The organism is Paenibacillus sp. N22P23 (assembly GCF_059383735.1).
Genome location: NZ_JBXENT010000002.1, coordinates 759207 through 778040 on the forward strand (window position 1 = coordinate 759207; position 18834 = coordinate 778040).

Annotated in this window: 11 protein-coding genes; 3 read left to right on the forward strand and 8 right to left on the reverse strand. The window is 46.3% G+C overall.

What is annotated here, in order from left to right:
• Position 1 precedes the first annotated feature (1 nt).
• The 3 genes from AC506A_RS13900 to AC506A_RS13910 all read right to left on the reverse strand — a co-directional run bounded on the left by AC506A_RS13900 (position 2) and on the right by AC506A_RS13910 (position 4172).
• A complete protein-coding gene (locus tag AC506A_RS13900) occupies positions 2-874 on the reverse strand; it encodes a carbohydrate ABC transporter permease (RefSeq protein WP_495461587.1) in 873 nt (290 codons plus the stop codon).
• A 140-nt stretch (positions 875-1014) separates the two neighbouring features.
• A complete protein-coding gene (locus AC506A_RS13905; protein WP_495461588.1) occupies positions 1015-2319 on the reverse strand; it encodes a response regulator in 1305 nt (434 codons plus the stop codon).
• A gap of 26 nt (positions 2320-2345) precedes the next feature.
• Positions 2346-4172: a sensor histidine kinase gene (locus tag AC506A_RS13910; protein WP_495461589.1), complete on the reverse strand. Its 1827-nt coding sequence runs from the start codon at positions 4170-4172 to the stop codon at positions 2346-2348.
• A gap of 283 nt (positions 4173-4455) precedes the next feature.
• Here AC506A_RS13910 and AC506A_RS13915 point away from each other — a divergent pair, with 283 nt between their 5' ends.
• Entirely contained in the window at positions 4456-5436 is a 981-nt protein-coding gene (locus tag AC506A_RS13915) for an aldo/keto reductase (RefSeq protein WP_495461590.1), read from the forward strand.
• Positions 5437-6204: 768 nt separating this feature from the next.
• Here the strand turns inward: AC506A_RS13915 and AC506A_RS13920 are convergent.
• The gene (locus AC506A_RS13920; protein WP_495461591.1) at positions 6205-8454 is read right to left on the reverse strand and encodes a peptidase G2 autoproteolytic cleavage domain-containing protein; all 2250 of its coding nucleotides are present in this window, start codon (positions 8452-8454) and stop codon (positions 6205-6207) included.
• A 283-nt stretch (positions 8455-8737) separates the two neighbouring features.
• Between AC506A_RS13920 and AC506A_RS13925 the strand changes: the two genes are divergently transcribed.
• Positions 8738-9646 carry an amidoligase family protein gene (locus tag AC506A_RS13925; protein ID WP_495461592.1) on the forward strand — a complete coding sequence of 303 codons (909 nt, stop codon included), beginning with the start codon at positions 8738-8740 and terminating at the stop codon, positions 9644-9646.
• 248 nt (positions 9647-9894) lie between these two features.
• On the opposite strand, the gene AC506A_RS13930 is transcribed toward AC506A_RS13925, so the two are convergent.
• From AC506A_RS13930 to AC506A_RS13940, 3 genes are all read right to left on the reverse strand, one after another.
• Positions 9895-10845: a DUF5050 domain-containing protein gene (locus tag AC506A_RS13930; protein ID WP_495461593.1), complete on the reverse strand. Its 951-nt coding sequence runs from the start codon at positions 10843-10845 to the stop codon at positions 9895-9897.
• A gap of 82 nt (positions 10846-10927) precedes the next feature.
• Positions 10928-12226, reverse strand: a complete 1299-nt coding sequence (locus AC506A_RS13935; RefSeq protein WP_495461594.1) for a C39 family peptidase — start codon at positions 12224-12226, stop codon at positions 10928-10930.
• 21 nt (positions 12227-12247) lie between these two features.
• Positions 12248-15739, reverse strand: a complete 3492-nt coding sequence (locus tag AC506A_RS13940) for a S8 family peptidase (protein ID WP_495461595.1) — start codon at positions 15737-15739, stop codon at positions 12248-12250.
• 607 nt (positions 15740-16346) lie between these two features.
• Here AC506A_RS13940 and spoVB point away from each other — a divergent pair.
• Positions 16347-17894, forward strand: coding sequence for a stage V sporulation protein B (gene spoVB / locus AC506A_RS13945; RefSeq protein WP_495461596.1), 1548 nt, complete (start codon positions 16347-16349; stop codon positions 17892-17894).
• 109 nt (positions 17895-18003) lie between these two features.
• Here the strand turns inward: spoVB and AC506A_RS13950 are convergent, their stop codons facing one another.
• Positions 18004-18708, reverse strand: a complete 705-nt coding sequence (locus AC506A_RS13950) for a phytanoyl-CoA dioxygenase family protein (RefSeq protein ID WP_495461597.1) — start codon at positions 18706-18708, stop codon at positions 18004-18006.
• Positions 18709-18834: the final 126 nt, after the last annotated feature.

An 18834-nucleotide genomic window follows, 5' to 3' on the forward strand; every position in this document is an offset into this window, starting at 1 on the left:
CTTAGTTCACCTCTCTGCTGGAAAGTCGGTGCTGGAGGACGGCAAGTCCGCCGAGCACGAGGAACATAAGCACGCCAAGCGCGGATGCCGCACCGTAATCGAGCCTAGTAAAGGCATATTTCACGATGAGCAGCGCATAGGTCAGCGTTGCGTTGTTCGGTCCGCCGTCAAGCATGGCGAACTGCGACTGGAAGCCTTGAGAGGTAGCGATAAGCTGCAAGATGAGCAGGAGAATAACCAGGTTGCGAATAAAAGGAAGCGTAATATGGCGGATGCGATTCCACACGCCTGCTCCATCGATCTCTGCCGCCTCGTATAAATCACGCGGAATACTCAGCACCGCTGCGAGATAAATCAGCATCGCGGCACCGAATTGCTGCCAGGTTTCCATGAAGACGAGTGAAATCATCGACCATTTCGTATCAGTCATGAACGAGATCGGCTCAAAGCCGGCTTGCGTAATGGTAGCGTTGATCGGCCCGACAGGATCGTACATCCAGCGCCATAACCCGTACAAGACCACGACCGGAATGACGTTCGGCAAATACGCCGCGACGCGTACGAAACCCTGAAACCGTTTAAGCTCCGATATTGCAATGGAGAATACAATAGGTACCCAGAAGCCGATCAATAGGCATAGCATCATATAATACAGCGTGTTCTTCACCGCTGTCCATACATCCTGATCATGCAGCACGGTCCGAAAATTATCGAAGCCGACAAACGTATTGCCTTTGACGAAATCAACTTGATAGAAGCTGTAGACAAAACCTTTCACGATTGGCATCCATAAGAACAGAATGAAGATGACAGCTGCCGGTACGACGAACAAGTAACCCCAAATATGTTTTTTAAACCGCGCGGACGTTCCCATATGGTCCCCTCTTTCATGTTGTAGCCTTGAAGAACCGGCTGCCCCCGCTAGGAAGCACGCCGTTTCTACTTGCCTACTTTCATTCTAGAGAAGCGGGTCATGGCTGAACATGTGCAGTTCTATGGGGATCATAGGCGATATTACTTCTTCAGCTCCGTTGGGCTGACACCGAAATATTTTTTGAAAATTTTACTGAAATGCTCCGGCGATTCATAGCCCACCCGCTCCGCAATCTCGTACCTGCGAAGATCCGTCGTGAGGATCAGCTTCCGGCTCTCTTCCATGCGCAGCTTGATGACATATTCCCATAAATTATGGCCGGTGTTCTTCTTGAATAGATAGCTGAGGTAATTCGGGCTGACATGGTTCTTCTGCGCCACCTCATGTAACGTAAGCCCTTTCTGGGCATAGTGCTCATCGATATAGTTCTTCGCCTTCTCGACGATAATGTTATTCTGAGCATCCAGCTCCTCGACCGTCGGATCCTGCTTCGCGTCATAACGGCTCCAATTGAAGTCGCCATAATAGAAGACGCTCAGATCCTTCTGGTCGCGGTTCCACCTGATCGCCTTCTCCGCCTGTTCGCCGAGCTCGCTTAAGAAGTGGACGCCTCTTAACACTTGGCTGATGCCGATAACGCAGTTCAATCCGAGGTATTTGCTAATGTTGAATTGCAAGCTGCGGCCCAGCATGTCGAGCTGGTTGATCCGGGATGTGCCGCTATCCTCGAACCGTTTGTCGTCCCACTGAATAATGATGCTGACCTCATCCTCAGGCGAATAGAAGGCGACCGGATTCCAGGCTTGGTCAAGCAGCTCCATCGCAATGTTAAGCGCAGCATATTGCAGCAGCTCCGAAGAGCGGCTCAGTTTCACGCGCAGCACGGAGAAATACGGTCCCGTGAGAACGGTGGCATGTTCGCGCGACAAGATTGCGGCCGTTGCGAGAGCTTCCGACTCCGACGTATCCGTAAGCAGCTTATTCAGCAGCACCATGCGTTTCGGCGAAGGCTGCTCCATGTGGAACTGCTCTCGAAAGCCTGCCAGCAGCTCATCTTGCGATGGGCTTGTTTTGTTCGTATTCAACAGCACGTTGCGCACCGAGTCGAGGAACTGATCGCTGTTCAGCGGTTTAATGAGGTAGTCCTTCGCACCGAGGCGAATGGCCAACTGTGCATATTGAAACGTCTCATGGGCGGAGATGATGATTGTCTGCACCCAAGGCTTGATCATTTTGGCTTGATGCATCAGTTCAATGCCGTTCATTTCGCCCATCTGGATGTCGGTCACGAGCAAATCAATGTCCTCCAGCCTCAGATAGTCCATCGCTTCGTATCCGTTATGCGCGATGTATAGCTGGGATATGGCCAGACCTGATGACATGAGCAGACTGCTCAGTCCTTTACAAATTAACGGTTCGTCGTCTACAACCAATATGGAATACATATCGTGAGTTCCCTCCTTGCTCTTGCTTATATAGTCGGACCAGCGGCTGCATCTCCGCTTTCGTCGTGGCTGCGAGGCAGTATAATGACAACGCGCGTTCCCCGTTCTTCCCGCTCCTCATAACTAATCCCGAAGCTTTTGCCAAAATGAAGCCGAATGCGCTGATCCAAATTCCGGATGCCATATCCGATTGCCGGATCGCCTTTCTCTTCGTTCAGCAGCCTGTAGATGGCTTCGAAATCCACTTTCTTGTAGCCGTTATCCTCGACGCGAATGATGATTTTGTCATGGTCCAGAAGCGCGCCCGTTATAATAATTTCGCCGTCTTCGCCCATGTTGCGAACGCCGTGAATGATGGAATTCTCGATTAGCGGCTGCAAGGTGATTTTCGGAATCAGGTTGTGCAGCAGCTCCTCCGGAATGTTCCAGATGACGTTGAACGTGTACTCATACCGCTTCTGCTGCAGTTTGATGTACGCCTTCGCATGCTCCATCTCGTCTTCGAGAGAGATGAGTTCCCGTCCGCGGCTTAAGCTGATCTTCATCAGCTTGGACAGCTCCTTGATCATTTCCGCGGATTCGGAATTGCCTTCCAGCGTGCTTTTCCAATAAATACTCTCGAGCGTGTTGTACAAGAGATGCGGATTGATCTGTTGATATAACAGCTGGAGCTGCGACTCCTTCTCCTTGATTTCCATCTGATATTTGTAATGAATCAGCACATTGAGCCGCCGCGCCATGTCATATAAGGAAGAGATGAGAACGCCGACTTCGTCTTTACGTCCTTTGCCCGGTGTCTCCGGCACCCTCTTGCCCGGCTCGTAGGAGCGAACGAAATAAGCCAGTCGTTGAAGCGGTGTCATAAGCGAGCGCCAGAAATAAAGGATAACAATGATACCAAAGATGGTATACACGATCGAGATGAGCTGGATGACGCGCTTGAGTTCATTTTGCTGTTGGAGCAGGGAGTTGACCGGGATCTTATAAATCAGCTTCTGCTGCAGCAGATGATTGTCGTTAATGACGTAGATAAATTCCGGCGTGATGATGTTGCTCATGCCATCCGCTTCATCTAGTTTGATTCCTGCCGCTTCAGGCGGAAGCTGCAGGGTTGTGCCGATTATGCCCGGCGTGGTCGCCGTCAGCACCCGATTAGCGGAATCGGTAAAATAAATCTCGCCGTCCGGCAGCGTCACGCTCTGAAACGACTCTCCAATCTTCTTATCCATCTTCGTTGCGACCAATACGCCGATGACGCCGTGTCCGTTTGAGATGTTGTTAACGGAACGAACGTAAGCCAGCGTTGTCTGCGTGGAGAAGCCGATGTTGTTGCGAATCAGCTTCATATAGCCTTCGCCTTTCTTCTTCACGGCTTCATCGAACCATTCCGGCTTGTCGCGGTCGGAGAAGAAGTATACCCCTGTCTGCGTCATGGGGATTTTGGGTGCAAAATAGTAGAAGTCCTCCGGGTCGTAGACGTAAAGGCTGTAGTAGACCGCTTCGCCGCCATTTACGCTGATCGAGTAGCCGGCGATGAGCTTATCGAGCTTCGAATACTCCTGCACCCGTTCGAAGACGGACTCTCCCGGTGCCGGAACGAGCTGCTGAGTGAGCGGATTTTGAATGATCGTCGTGGTAATCTTGTTGACGGTGTCGATATCGCGGCTCAAGAGGGCCATGTTCTGCTTGTTGAGCTCCACGTAGGCATTGGTCACATGGCGCTTCAGAATAAGCTCCGCCCTCGTGTTCCCGTACCACTGCAACAGTAGAATCGGACTGACCATGATAATAAAAAGTAAAATAATTTGCTGTCTCACGTTCATCCGTGTGAGCGGGTTCGTCATATGGGTCATCGGAACAGTCTCTCCTTCTCGCGTTACTGGTACTATAACGTACTTGTGCCAGGCGTGCGTATGGCTATTTTGATGGAAGTTAGGTGCAGTTCTATCGGGATTGGTTGGGGGGAGTAAGCTAGTCGCGAGTGGTGCAGTCCGCCCCCGTACCCGCTATACTTTTGATTACTATATATACCTTGTATCATTACGTATCAATATTTTCACTACTTTTATTTTGCATGTAGCTGCATCATAATGAAACAGGAGCTTGACCATTCCATATGAAACTTTGGAGGATGCTATGACACAGAAACTTATTCCGCTACAACGCCGTAATATAAACGCCAGCCAGCTCGTTCTCGGATGCATGAGACTTGGAGGCGACTGGAATGCCAACAGCCCGATTACAGCCGAGCATTACCGCGAAGGCAATGAAGCACTTGATGCCGCGCTTGAGATTGGTATCAACATGTTCGACCATGCCGATATTTATACGTCCGGCAAAGCAGAGCGCGTTTTCTCGCAGCTGCTGAAGGAGCGCCCAACACTTCGAGAAGAGATCATCATTCAATCCAAATGCGGGATCCGCTTCGGGGATGAGAGTAATCCGCATCGGTTCGACTTCTCCGCCGATTATATTTTGGATAGCGTCGATGGAATCTTGGAGCGCTTAGGTACGGACTATCTCGATATTCTGCTGCTGCACCGTCCTGATCCGCTTGTTGAGCCGGAAGATGTAGCCAGTGCGATCCATGCGCTGAAAGCATCCGGCAAAGTTCGCCACTTCGGCGTGTCCAACATGAGTCACGGCCAAATCCGTCTGCTGCAAGCCTACAGCGACGAGCCGTTCATCGTAAACCAGCTCGAAATGAGCCTGCACAAAATCGGCTTCTGCGACACCGCCGTCAGCGTGAACCAAGAAGCATGGCGCAACAACGTGTTCCCGGAAGGCACGATGGAGCATTGCCGATTGGAGAACATTCAATTGCAATCGTGGGGGCCGCTTGCGCAAGGCCGTTACTCCGGCGGTTCTTTGGAAGGCCAGAGCGAGAGCGTTGTGCAAACTGCTGCGCTCGTGGCTGAGCTTGCGGAGAAGCATAACACGACTAAAGAGTCCATCGTCCTCGCATGGCTGATGACGCACCCGGCTGGCATTCAGCCGGTGATCGGCACGATCAACCCGCAGCGCATCCGCGCCTGTAAGGATGCTGCGACGCTTCGCCTCGCGCGCGAAGACTGGTATCGCCTGTACGTCGCTTCACGCGGCGTGAACCTGCCTTAAATGTTGATCCTAGCCCGAGAGGAACGGAGCGCACGAATTTGTGCTGCCGGTTCCTCTTGGGTTGTTTTTTTTGTGTGGGGAAGTTTGTGAGGAGGGGGCTGAGAGCGGAATAGCCGCTTTCGGCGCTAGAAATGGGTTAGTTGGTTCGCTGAGAGCGGCATATCCGCTTTCGGCGAGAATACGGGGCGATTTAGTGCCACTTTGGAGGGTTTTAAGGTGCTGAAAGCGGTATAGCCGCTTTCGATAGTGGAAATGGGTTAGTTTGACCGCTGAGAGCGGTATATCCGCTTTCGGCGAGATTTCGGGGCGATTCAGTGCCACTTTGGAGGGTTTTTCGTTGCTGAAAGCGGCATAGCCGCTTTCGGCGAAGATAATGGGTTAGTTTGTGCCACTTTAGGTTGGTTTTTGAAACTGTAAGCGAAATTGAGTTTGATCAGTAGAAGCCAGGAGCTGAGAGTCCGATTTCCGGACTCTCAGCTCCTTTTTACGCGTTTTTCGATGCTGAGAGTCGTGTTTTGCGACTCTCAGCTCTTAGCTCGCTCGATTTAGCCTTGCTTTAGCCGCTGAGTGTTCGATTTTCGAACTCTCAACTCATTTTTACGCGCTAAGCGACGCTGAGAGTCGGGTTCGCCTAGGCTCCCCCCGAACAAAAAGCCCCGCCACAATCATGTGGCAGGGCTCGATAATACTTTTAGTCCAACTGCAGCCAATCTCGAGTTCGCAAACCTGAGAGTGTCATATCCGCTTACGGCGAGAATACGCGCTCCCCTACTTCACGAATATCCGCACCTGATTCGGTCCGGTCCGCTTCATGACGCGATACCCCGCAGCTGCTGCGGTTGCCGTGCCTTCATTGTTAGGCATACAGTAGCCTCCCGGCGTACATGTGCCGTCATCGCGAACGAGCAGCTTGCCGACCACGCCGACAGCTATCCATTCCGGACGCTGTGAACGAGGTACATAGTCGAACGCCTCATTCCAATCCGGATTAAGCACCGGCTCGGTCTTGGTACTGGCGGGTCTCAGTACGTTGCCCGCACCATCAAGCATTTCGGGCACATCCACCTCATGGTACTGGATGCGGTCCCATTCGTCCGTTACAAACAGCTTATGCCAGCGCAAATCGCTGGAATCCGCGAGGACGGCTGGACGAGCACTAACAACGCCGAGAATGTAACTGTCTGAGGCCGTTGCTCGGCGGATTTTATCACATACCTGATCGTCAAACGTAACAAAATATCCGACATCGATCCCAAGCCCATCTGCCGTTTCGAACATCTCCGCGTAATCGGCAGCATTCGGCGCACTGACGGTTCCGTCCAAATACAGATTTCCGGTCAGCCCTTCAATAACAGCCGAGTTCAACGTTGGCCCCACCATCAGTCCATTAGCCAAGTGCCAAGAAAACGGAAATCTGGTTGTCCCATTCTGCCCCATAATGTGTGCGCCGATATGAGACATATCGACAATCGTATTTATACCTTCTGCATGAGAAGACAGCGCTAACGCAGTCGTAGCAGAGCCTTCCGCGTGCGAGGCTTGACCGCCTGCAAGCGTATCGGCTCCTTCTGCATGCGAATAAGGGCCATTCGCGCTTGTACCGATTCCTTCTGCATGGGAGAACGGACCGCTCGCACTGGTATTAGCGCCTTCCGCATGCGTACCGGGACCGCTCGCCGTAGTCTGAAAGCCCTCCGCATGGGCGGCCGTTCCGCTGGCCGTAGTCGTTTGACCCTCTGCGTGTGAAAAAGCAGCCAGTGCTCTTGGCCCAGGTGCAACGGTAAAGTCATTCGTCCCGCCTTCCGCATGGGCAGCAAATCCGATCGCCATAGTACCTACGCCTTCTGCATGAGAGCTGTCACCCGACGCAACTGTTGGTGCAAAATTACCAAGTGAATCCACGGCGCCCCCCTCGGCATGGGAAGCTCTGCCGCTGGCTGTGTTACTCTCTCCCTCGGCATGAGAAGCCTGACCGCTGGCAATCGAATCCGCGCCTTCGGCATGCGAATAAACGCCGCTTGCACTTGTTCCTATGCCTTCGGCATGGGAGAAGCTCCCTCCGGCAGTCGTGTTAGCGCCTTCCGCATGCGCACTGGGTCCGCTGGCGAGCGTTTGGAAACCCTCCGAATGAGCCGCCGTTCCACTGGCGACAGTGGTTTGTCCCTCCGCATGGGCAAAGGCAGCTGTCGCACGAGGGCCGGGAGCTATCGTAACATCTATTGTTCCACCCTCGGCATGAGAGCCATCTCCGCTTGCCTCAGTACCTATCCCTTCGGCATGAGAAGAAGATCCGATGGCTTGGTTTGGTGCAGGATTTCCTATTAGGTCCAAGCCGCCGCCTTCCACGTGGGAAGCCCGACCGCTTGCCGTATTTCCTTCCCCTTCCGCGTGCGAATTCAACGCAAGCGCTTGCGTATTGCTGCCCTCCGCATGAGATGAACCGCCACCGGCTACAGTCTGAGACCCTTCCGCATGAGCCGCGGCCGCAGACGTTAAGGTCTGATAGCCTTCGGCGTGTGAAGCATCACCGGCCGTTGTCGATTGGTAACCCTCCGCGTGGGAGGTATCCGCATTAGCTGTCGTTTGATACCCTTCTGTATGGGAAGCTGCTCCATTCGAAGTAGTTTCCCTGCCTCCGGCATAGGATGCGGAACCATTCGATACCGATGATATCCCCTCCGCATGCGAAGCAAGACCATTGGCTACACTCAGATAACCCTCTGCATGGGCAGCATCTCCATTGGTTACGGATGAACTTCCTTCCGCATGGGAGGCAACTCCGCTCGCAAAAGTCGCCGTTCCTTCCGCATGGGCGGTATCTGCCAACGTTTGCGTCTGATAGCCTTCCGCATGGGCAGCTCCTCCCCCTGCCGTCGTCCCGCTTCCTTCGGAATGTGAAGCATCCCCGTTCGCGGTTGTTTGAAGCCCCTCAGCATGGGAAGCCATACCGTTCGCGGTTGTATCACGACCTTCCGCCTCTGAGCATTCACCGACAGGATTTTGATTACAATCCGCCACTGCATTCACTCCTTTTCCATAGAAAAATTAACTTAATATCGAGATGGATGGAATCCTCTCATCTATTAATCTATGTGGAAAGCGTCAAGTAGCTTGGACACTTAGCTTCCAATCCAGGAGGAATGTATCTCTCAGAGAGCGAATATTGTAGCGATATCCCAAATCCACCAGGAGGCGAGCTCGCAATGCCTAAACTGAAAATCCCCCGGTAAGCCCGTGGTCCACCTCTCCTTTCGGAAGTATGACAAGTTAAACTCATCATACAAACGAGAGGAAGATCGCAATGTGGCCCAAAACAGTAGATTGGAAGCAACTTAAATTCGGCGTTGAAATAGAGTTTATTGGCGGTCAACCCGAGGAGCTGGAATTGCTGCCCGGCTGGGAAATGTCCTTGAATGAGCATCAGTTAGATGAAACCGGAATCGAGTCCGGCAGCGAGCTGAAGCCCCCTCCGATATTGTGGGAGGAGCGGGAACAAATTCGCATTATGCTGGGCCGACTTCAAGCACAGGGTGCAACAGCCAATTGGAGCTGCGGACTTCATGTGCACGTCGGTATCGAAGCATGGGGAGAACAAATGGTGCTCCCACTCCTTGATGCTGCGCTAACCTATCAGGATACGCTGAAGGACTTGCTGCAAACGAGTGAGCATCGACTGCTCTTCTGCCCACCGGTAACGACATCGATGCGTGAGCGATTCGCAATAGATCCTTCCGCCCATGCCGTACACAACCATGGCCGTCCGCAATCTCACCGATGCGGGATCAACGCAGCCGCTTGGTTCGATATCGGTACGGTAGAGATTCGCTACGCCAATGGCAGCGTGCAAGCCCACGAAGTGCTGAACACGATTGAGCTATGCCTTCGATTCGTTGCCGCAATTGGAGCCGGAACAGAGCTTCCGCTTGAACAAAGTCAATTCGCCGCTGCCCTCCAAGCACCGGCAAGCGGCTATCCCGCTTCGATTCCCGTACCTCGGTGGTATCAGGAACGAATCTGGCTCGAAAATATGCTCATCCCTCTCCTAGATCCGATTGCCCAGCAGCTTGTGCCCGGCGGAGAGATTCACAACATGCTGCCAGTATCGGATGGGCTGTTAGTTGTCATTGAGAACCCCGATGGACAGCTGCATCAGTTCGTAATGGATGCTCCAGCAGATGGCTGGCAGCTAAAACGCAAGTACACTGATTGAGCCTGCATAATAGAATAAGCTGTCTTGGGGAGGAGCAATAAAAAAAGCCCCCCGAGGAGGACCTAGAGAACTTACGTTTTTCACTTTCGGTGATCATAAAAGAAAAAGACATCTGCCCTTTGAAAATATGGGCAGATGCTTTTTTTGAGTCAACTTCCTGGATTTTTACTCGTCGAGTTTAATATTCGCTATAGGTTACAGCTATGTAACCTTCATTAACCATTGCTCACTCCCCTTTAAAAAAATATCTATTCACCCAATAATTCTATCTCTTTTGGCGCTTTATCACGATTTAATTGAATACCATACTGGACTTGTCGATTGGGTTGACCTTGATAGAAAAGCCAGTTATTGAAACTATAGATATCAGCTATCTCTTCTTTATGTGTTAATTCTCGATAAGTTTTATGTGCAAGTTGATATTCGATCAACTGATCTCCATTCGAACTATCTTTAATAAAATAGAGTAGATCATCATTGACTTCAAACCCTTTAGCTTTTGAAGCGATGATTTGTTCAGGCGCTATTTTTTGCGTACGAAATTTGTAAATGTAAGAATCTTTCTGAGCGATATAATAGATACTGTCCTGTTCTATACTAAAGTCCCTTATTGCATTTGGGATGACCATGTTTCGTTGATTCGTTGATACATCCAGCATCCACAACTGCCAATCTTCATTCCTATTTCGAAAATAAATACGGTTATCCTTAATTGTGAAACTGTCAAATTGACCTCGCATGACCTCGATGGATTGCCTGTTTTCCGCGTCGAACTTCATCAATATATTCTCATCGCCTGATTGGCTTACAAAGAAAATATAATTGCCCATTTTACCAATAAACTCAGCAGGAGAAGTACTAAGTTGGATTTGTACATGTGTCTTGAGATTTAGAGATTCCAGTGAGTCTTCCAGCCCGTAAAATAACCATTCCCCTTCCATACGAATACTTCTAGCTCTCTGATCAATGACAACCACCTCTTCATTATGATCATTAAATGTATAGATTTTATTATTGTCATCAGGATTAATAAAATACAGCTTATCTCCCTCTATTGAAATCTTATTAAAAATAGTCACATTTCCTTCCATGTTATCTTGCAAGTATCTTAAATCTTCAAATTGTCCCGTTTCTGCATAATCACATCCTCCAAGGAATGCCGTTAAAAAAATTAAACATGTTAACTTCTTCCAGCTCATTTATCTTCCCCCAAGATATGATTTGTATAAGAAGTGCTGTTAAACTTTGGGATTAACAGCACTTCTTATCTTTGATACTGTATTAAATTGTCCCTGTTGGTAGGGTAAAGCCGAAGCTATTCACTTCTGAGCGAAATTGTGTCCAATCGATATAACGATTAGCTAAAGTATAATTATCATATACTTTAATAAACTCCTTATCATCAACTAGTGCACTGTACCATACATCTTTACCATATTCCTGATATCCAACAATTGTAACAGCATGATTCGTGTAATAACCACTATTAATCAAGAACAGTCCAGGGTGATTACTATCGATCTTATCCGTTATTTGAGTCCATGAGTAGGCAAGATCGTGTGCCAATTCCGTACCTAACGAATGATGTACATAAGTAAATGTTCGATAGCCATACTTTTTCCAAAGAGCTATCAAAATATTATTCACTTTAAATGGGCTAGTCCCTCCACCAGGAGTATACCCGTACTTTACAGCAACAGTTCTAACATCACTATATAATGTTGATAGATTACTTGGAATATTTGAGTATCCTCTCCCTCGATAATACTCAAGAATTGTCGTCGTAACAGATAGAACACAGTTATTCACTGAGTTTCCGCTTGCATCTTTCTCAAGATCTTTTTGAAGATGCGGTGTAGCTCCAGTTAAATTCTTCTCATTTTTGAGCACCCAATTACTTCCATACCGATCATTAACATAGTCATATGGATTGGTAATCCCGCCATATCCAGATTGCCCTGATACTTGCCCATTGTAACCAACCATCCATTCTGAAGTTACTAATTCGCCTTTATCTTTAATCTTATCCTTCATTATTTTATTTTTTTGCTTCATTTGTTCATGTTGTTTTTCATTGTCATTTTTCTTTTTCTTAATCTTGTCTTTAGTTACTTCTTTCTTATTTTCATCGTATACTTTTCCATCTTTCTCTACGAAATAAACTAATGGACCAGAGAAATACACCTTTTCAAATATCTCACCATTATTAGAGTAGTATAGAGGTCTTTCATCGTAAGAAAACTCCTGAATGAAATTTCCAGTTTCATCTACTGAAACAATAATATAACCTGAATTATTTTGTTTCGTAGACAACTCAATGGAGTACGCAGTTATTTCATTATTCTCATTGTACAATTTAACTATCTTGCTAATTCTTACATTTTTATTCCATAATGAATCACTATCATACTTAATCTGATTCCCAATAAACCATAATGAGAGAGTAACTGCCTCCTCTTGAGACAATTTTTCATCTTTTTGTTTTGCGAGAGCGGATTGGCCAAATACTCCCATTAACAAGGTGAATATTATAATTATTTTCCAAACATTGCTTTTAGATAATTGCGTCGCCAAAACCATATTACTATCAACCTCCATATTTTATATTTTACTAATATTTAATTGATAAATTCCTGTTTTATTTGAATAATAATGAGAAACAACTAAATAATAGGTTTGATTTGCAATTAAGTTGTAGCTTAAGCGGAAATTCCTGTTTGCAGATCCGCTAATATCATCGTGCGTTAATAGCACTGTTTGAGAAGAATCTAGTATGCTTCCAATTGTGTCCGTCGAACCAGTCGTCTCAAAAACATACGTTCCGTTTGTTGTAGGAATGAATTTAAAATAATCCTTATCCCCTTCATAATTAATCAATTGAGAATAACTCCCTACGCTACTCGTCAAACTTGTACTACTCGAGTTCCCGGCATCATCGGTTGGAGTTTTCACGCTAATTGAATAACTTCCTGCAATATTTCGATCAGGTGAACTATATTTAATAAAATAAGTACTCCCACCTATTAACTCTACAAACATTTTTGTAGTTCCATTTAATATAATACTTTGGTTATTAGAATCATAAACATCTACGTATCCCATTGACATCGTTTTGCTCTCTTCAATCATATAGACTCCTGATTGTGAAGGAACAAATTTAAAATAATCCAGATCGCCACCATAATTAATAATACCGCTTTTACTAGTGTTCAAAGTTAATGTCGAGGCTGATGTACTACTGTTAGAGAAGTCGTCAATTTGAGGATCCAACAGTATAGTTAAATTGTAATTCCCTGTCAATCCACTAGCAAAATGAGCTGCTTTAATATAATAAGTTTGATTTGCACTAAGTGACTGATACATTTTTGAATTAAGATCATATTCTGATATATCGTCGCTATAATTGATCTCTGCAAAATTTGAATCATATAAAATGAGATCAGTATCCATACCAGAAGAATAAATAGAATATAACCCAGATGATGTTGGTGTTATTTTCATGTAGTCAACATCACTAATTGAATAGATACTGGCACTTATTGTAACCCCTATAGGCACCGGAGTAGCATTATTAATCGTGTCGCCATGGTCCGCTAAATTGACTGTAAGATATGCACTGCTGGCACTATCGTTATAACCTCTAAACTTTATATAGTAAGTTTGACCACCAATTAAATCATATTGAATTTCTGAGAATACAGTTCCATTAGAATCATCGCTATAAGCTAATTGGTTTGTTAAATTCTGATCACTATATAAATGTAAATACGTATCACTTGTTGATCCCGATAAAGACGTAAATATCTTATACTTATTACTTGCTGGAGCTGTGAAGCTGAACACTTTGAATTCACCTTGTACTACACTTACATTTATTGGGGCATTTAAATTGATTGGTGCAACTACCACATTTTTCACTACAGTTATTCTTGCATAAACTGAGCCAGTACTACTATAAGGGCGTATTTTGACGTAATAAGTTACACCTTGTGTTAAAGAGACTTGTAATTCGGAAAAGGTATTACCGTTTGAGTCATCATTTGACCCAATTAAACTAGTTAATGAAGAATTAGAATACAATTCCAGTACAGTGTCATTACTTCCACCATACCCACCATACGGACCTGTAAAAAACTTATAAGACCCGGAACTACTTGGACTAAACGAGTATACTTTAGATGCTCCAGTAGTAAGACTTACATCATCTGGAATATTAAGAGTCAGAGTGTAGCTAGTAATAGGAGGAGCAGTTACATTAATTGTCCAATAATCATCATATCCAGGTGCTTCTGGATATTGCCAACGTATAATATAGGTTCCAGGTGGTGTACTCGATGTTGTCTGCCAAAGATATCCAAGGTCCGAATTGGCTGGAGAATTTGTATATGTATGACTTGCAACAATATTGCTTGGATTAGACTGTGGATATACAGTTACATTAATTTGAGACTTTGGTGAGCTTAATTTACATCCAACAAAAGCATAATTTCCTGCTATTACAGTTTGACCATTTCCAACATAGTCATAACTAGAAATGCTTGCTTCATTTCCATGATCTCCAAGCTCTCTCAGAACATAGTTAATAGATTTAATATATTCATTGTTTAAATCATTAAACTCTGACTTCTTTGCTTCATATAAAGAATCTTGTAGATTGTCTAACGATTCAGTATTGTTTTTGTTGATGTGCTCATCACCGATTGGTATATAGCGCAAATTTTTGTTAATCACTAGTAGCACATTGAGTTTAGAATCAATCCATTTGGATAATTCAAAGCTTCCACTCTCAGATGCTCTTTTTTCCAAGTTATATAAATAGGAACTACTTCCATCAATCTGTTGAATAATAAAATCAATATTAGATTCTGTTTCCGTAACAGGTGTTTCATCCATAAACGGCGGTATTTCTTGTTCACTAAGACCTAACGCTTTTGCAATATTTACAATCCCATGTCCATATTCAGTTTGATCACCTAAAGGTGTAGCTGTTGAATATAGAATGTCTATTAATTGTTGGCTAGATAATTCGGGATATTTAGACTTTAATAGTGATAATGCTCCTGTTATGTGAGGTACAGCCATCGAAGTACCTGACTTAACACCGTACTCACCATTAGCAATGGTACTAAGTATTTCTGTACCCGGAGCTACAATATCTAACTGATTGCCCGTACTTGAAAAATCCGCTCTCTTAAAAGAAGGCGTTACGGCACCAACCGAAATAACTTCTGGGTATTGTGCAGGATAAAGTTCGGTTTCCTCACCTTTTCCTCTATTTCCAGCTGCCCCAACTAGAATAATTCCGTTATCCTTCGCTTCTTGAATGGCAGAATGTAATATTGAGCTATTATCGAGACCTCCAAAACTCATGGAGATAATATCGATATCGTGCTCAATACTCCAATAAATGCCTTCGATAACACTACTGTACGATCCATTTCCATTTCCATCCAGCACCTTAACGGAATATATCTCGGAATTTGGAGCTACCCCAACAATTCCATCATTATTATTTAATGCAGCTATCGTCCCTGCCACATGTGTACCATGTCCATTGTCATCAAGAAAACTTGCATTCTCAGGTACAAAAGATACTCCATCCTTTATGAATAATTCATTGTGATTTGAAATTCCAGTATCTAACACTGCTATTCTTACAGCCTGAATATTGTTTTCATGTGGTTGTTGAAGTGCAATATCAGCACCGATTGATCGTCCCCCCCACGGAACTATTTGGAGGCCCTCTACAATGTGATCAATTGGTGTTGCACTTTCGTTTGCATATGATTCGATCGAAACTGAACTATCCGGTTCGATTTCCACGGCTACCTTCTCTGATTTCAGTTCCGCTAGATCATTACCATTTAACTCGGTTTTAATTAACTTTGATTTCCCAATTTTCTTAACCTTAATATTTTTTTTGTTTTTGTCTTTTACAAAATCATCAATATCTATATCTTGATTTAGCTTTACAATGAATGAAGATTTCCCTTCAGTTTCCTTTGTTTTATTGGCACCGTAAACAGGGCTAGCAGTCCCTAATAACAAGATAATAGAAAACATTAGTAGGAGTTTACTTTTATAAAAAACCACCAATAACACATCCTTTTCAATTATTTTATTGAATATGCCCCTCATCCCTGCCAATATCAAACAATTAATCCAAACGCCTCCTAATATCATAATATGATTAATTTGTCAACAACAATTGGTTCCATCCAATTACCATTGACAAATCGTAATCACTTTTCAATTCTATGAAAATAGTATTTTTTTGTCAATATTTATATTTGATGTAACTAATTGATAAAAATCATCATCAATTTTTCTAGTGTGGTATCAGAATTGTTGAGAAAATGAAGTTCAGAAAAAAAAAAAAAAAACAGATTTACCAATAGTCGTTCTATTAATAATCGTCACCTTACTAGTGTCGAGCCAATTATTCAGCAAGTTAAACATTTTGTCTTCCTTCCAGTCCGTTACTTTGCTCTTGAAGAGATTGTGAATTAGCAGTATGGGTATTTTTTGATAACGATACATGACATAAGACTTGCCTGCTCTGACCTCATTAATCTCCCTTTGCACAAGCACGAGCTGCACTTTGATTCATTTCTTCGTCAATGATTGCGCACCAGCTCGTTCGCATGCTTTTCCGAATGATGAATACATTTAAGTATTCGAGGATCAGGAGGAACAAATCATGGCACAAAAGAAGGAATCGTTCATGAGAGGGACGATGGCCTTGTCTGTCGCTGCTTTCATCAACCGCATTCTTGGTTTTATCAGCGGCATGTTTGTCGCTCGCGCACTGGGAGCAGAAGGAATTGGCTTGTTAATGATGGCACACCCTCTCGTGCCTCTTGTCATTACAATTACGGAACTCGGCTTACCTGTTGCCATATCGAAGCTGGTCGCGGAAGCCTATGCGCGAGATGAGAAGGTGAAAGTCCGGCGAATTCTGCACGTTTCACTGGCCGTAACCGGCTTCTTAAGTGTAACGCTAACGACCTTTTCTCTAATTGGCTCTCACTGGATCGCATCCATTCTGCTGAGCGACCAGCGCGCCTATTATGCGATGCTCGCGATTACACCGATCGCGCCGATTGTCGCAGTCTCCGCGGTGCTGAAGGGATACTTCCGAGGCATTCAGCGAATGAAAGTCATCGCCGCTTCAGATGTGCTCGAGTATTCGATACAGATTGCTTGTGTCCTCGCGATGGTGCATTTGCTGCTGCCTTATGGGGTAGCCTACGCCGCTGCAGGTGCGATGGCCGCCTCTGTGATTAGCGAGGCGTTCAGTCTCTCGTTCCTCGTGATCAGCTATAAGCTGCGCGGTGAAGCCAAGCTGCCGGGCGAAACTTGGACCGGCCATCTGAGACAAGGCAAAAAAACGCTCACCGAGCTGCTGCAGATCGGCCTGCCGACAACCGGACAAGGCGTAGTACAATCGATATATAGTGCATTCCAGCCCTTGCTCATCGCTACCAGCCTGGCACTGGCCGGCATAAGTACGGCGCTAGCCACGAAGCAATTCGGGATGTTGGCCGGATATGCATTTCCGCTGCTCTTCATGCCAAGCTTTATTACGCAATCCCTATCCACCGCGCTTGTGCCCGCAATCGGAGAAGCAGCGGCGAATAAGAATGATCGGCTTATGCATGAGCGGATGAATCAAGCACTGAACTTAGGACTGCTGATCGGCGCACCGGCTACCGTTATCCTTTTCGTCTGGGCGACTCCGCTTACGACGCTTGTCTATGGCTCTCCAGAGGCAGGTTTGCTGCTCAAAATATTAGCGCCGATGTTTTTCCTCCACTACTTCGACGCTCCACTGCATGCGATTCTACTCGGCCTTGGCCGCGCGAGTGCTACACTGTGGAATTATGTCGTGTCCACATCGTTCAAGGCGATCGCCATATTCGTGTTTGGCAGCCAATTCGGCATTGTCGGCGTCACCTTCGGCATCGGGATCGGGATCGTCATGCAAACGCTGCTTAATTTCTTCTCGATTTCCGGCTCGATCGGAATTTACATGAGTATTGGACCTTATCTAAAGGTCGGCATCTGCATGCTGCTGATGGCAATCATCGGCCATTGGTCCTTTGATTATCTAACCGTAGTCCAGGGACTTCCGCTCGTATGGAGTGTTGTTAGCTCCATCATTTGCTCGCTGCTGATCTACTTCGCTGCAATTCTATCCATGGATGCTTTGCTTAAAGCAAGCCGATCCATAGTGATTCCGCGATAGGCTCTTCCATCAATCCTGTCCCACCCAAACCTTCGCACGCACGCCAAAAAGCCGTCTCGACCGTTGCACCCAGCAACCCGTTGAGACGGCTTTATTATTTCCCGCGCTATTATTGGCGATAGCCGGATAATACAATCCGATCCTCAAGCAGCTTACCGCTTTCCGCATACCGACAATTAACGGACGCCACTTGGAACGCATAGGCACGGCGTGGCTTATCCGTATGATTTTGCTTGCTGTGATGCAGCGTTTCGCGATGAAAGAACACGGCATCCCCTGGCGCCATCGGCTTGCAGGGTATACCGTTCTCAGGGTCAGCGGCTCGCTTATGGCCGCCCTCCGCATTCAAGTTCGGCTGTCGGCCAAGCCGATGCGAACGAGGAGCAAGCCATAAACCTGCATTATCCTGCGTAATCGGATCAAGCGCGATGAATCCATTCATCATATGCCCTAAGATGTGGGTATATTGATTGTCCTGATGCCACTCCAGCCCGCTGCCATGCGGTTCCACAACGGCGTACATGCCCATCCAAATCCGCACGTCGTCGCCAAGTATGGATTCAAAGATGTTCACAATATCCGGGTCCGTTAGAAAATCAGTCGTCGCCGGAAATCGTTCCTTCTCTTTATCGATATCAATTATGGCCTGACTCTTCCATTTGCCGTCTCCCTGTTGATTGGCGAATTCAACATGCTCGGCATTGATGGCATCCACCGCATGGGCTGACAGAAATCCGGGGGCATAAAAGTAACCTTCGCGATAAAACTGCTCAATCATGTCTGGGGTTAAAACAAAGTCCGTTATTGGTGGCACTAGCTTCCAACCTCCCAGGATTGTTAATTAATAGGATATACACTCATTCTGATCCACCTCAATCCTGCCTGTCAATCAAAACAAAAGAAGCCAGCCGCGATTCCCGCAGCCAGCTTCTTTCCCCTA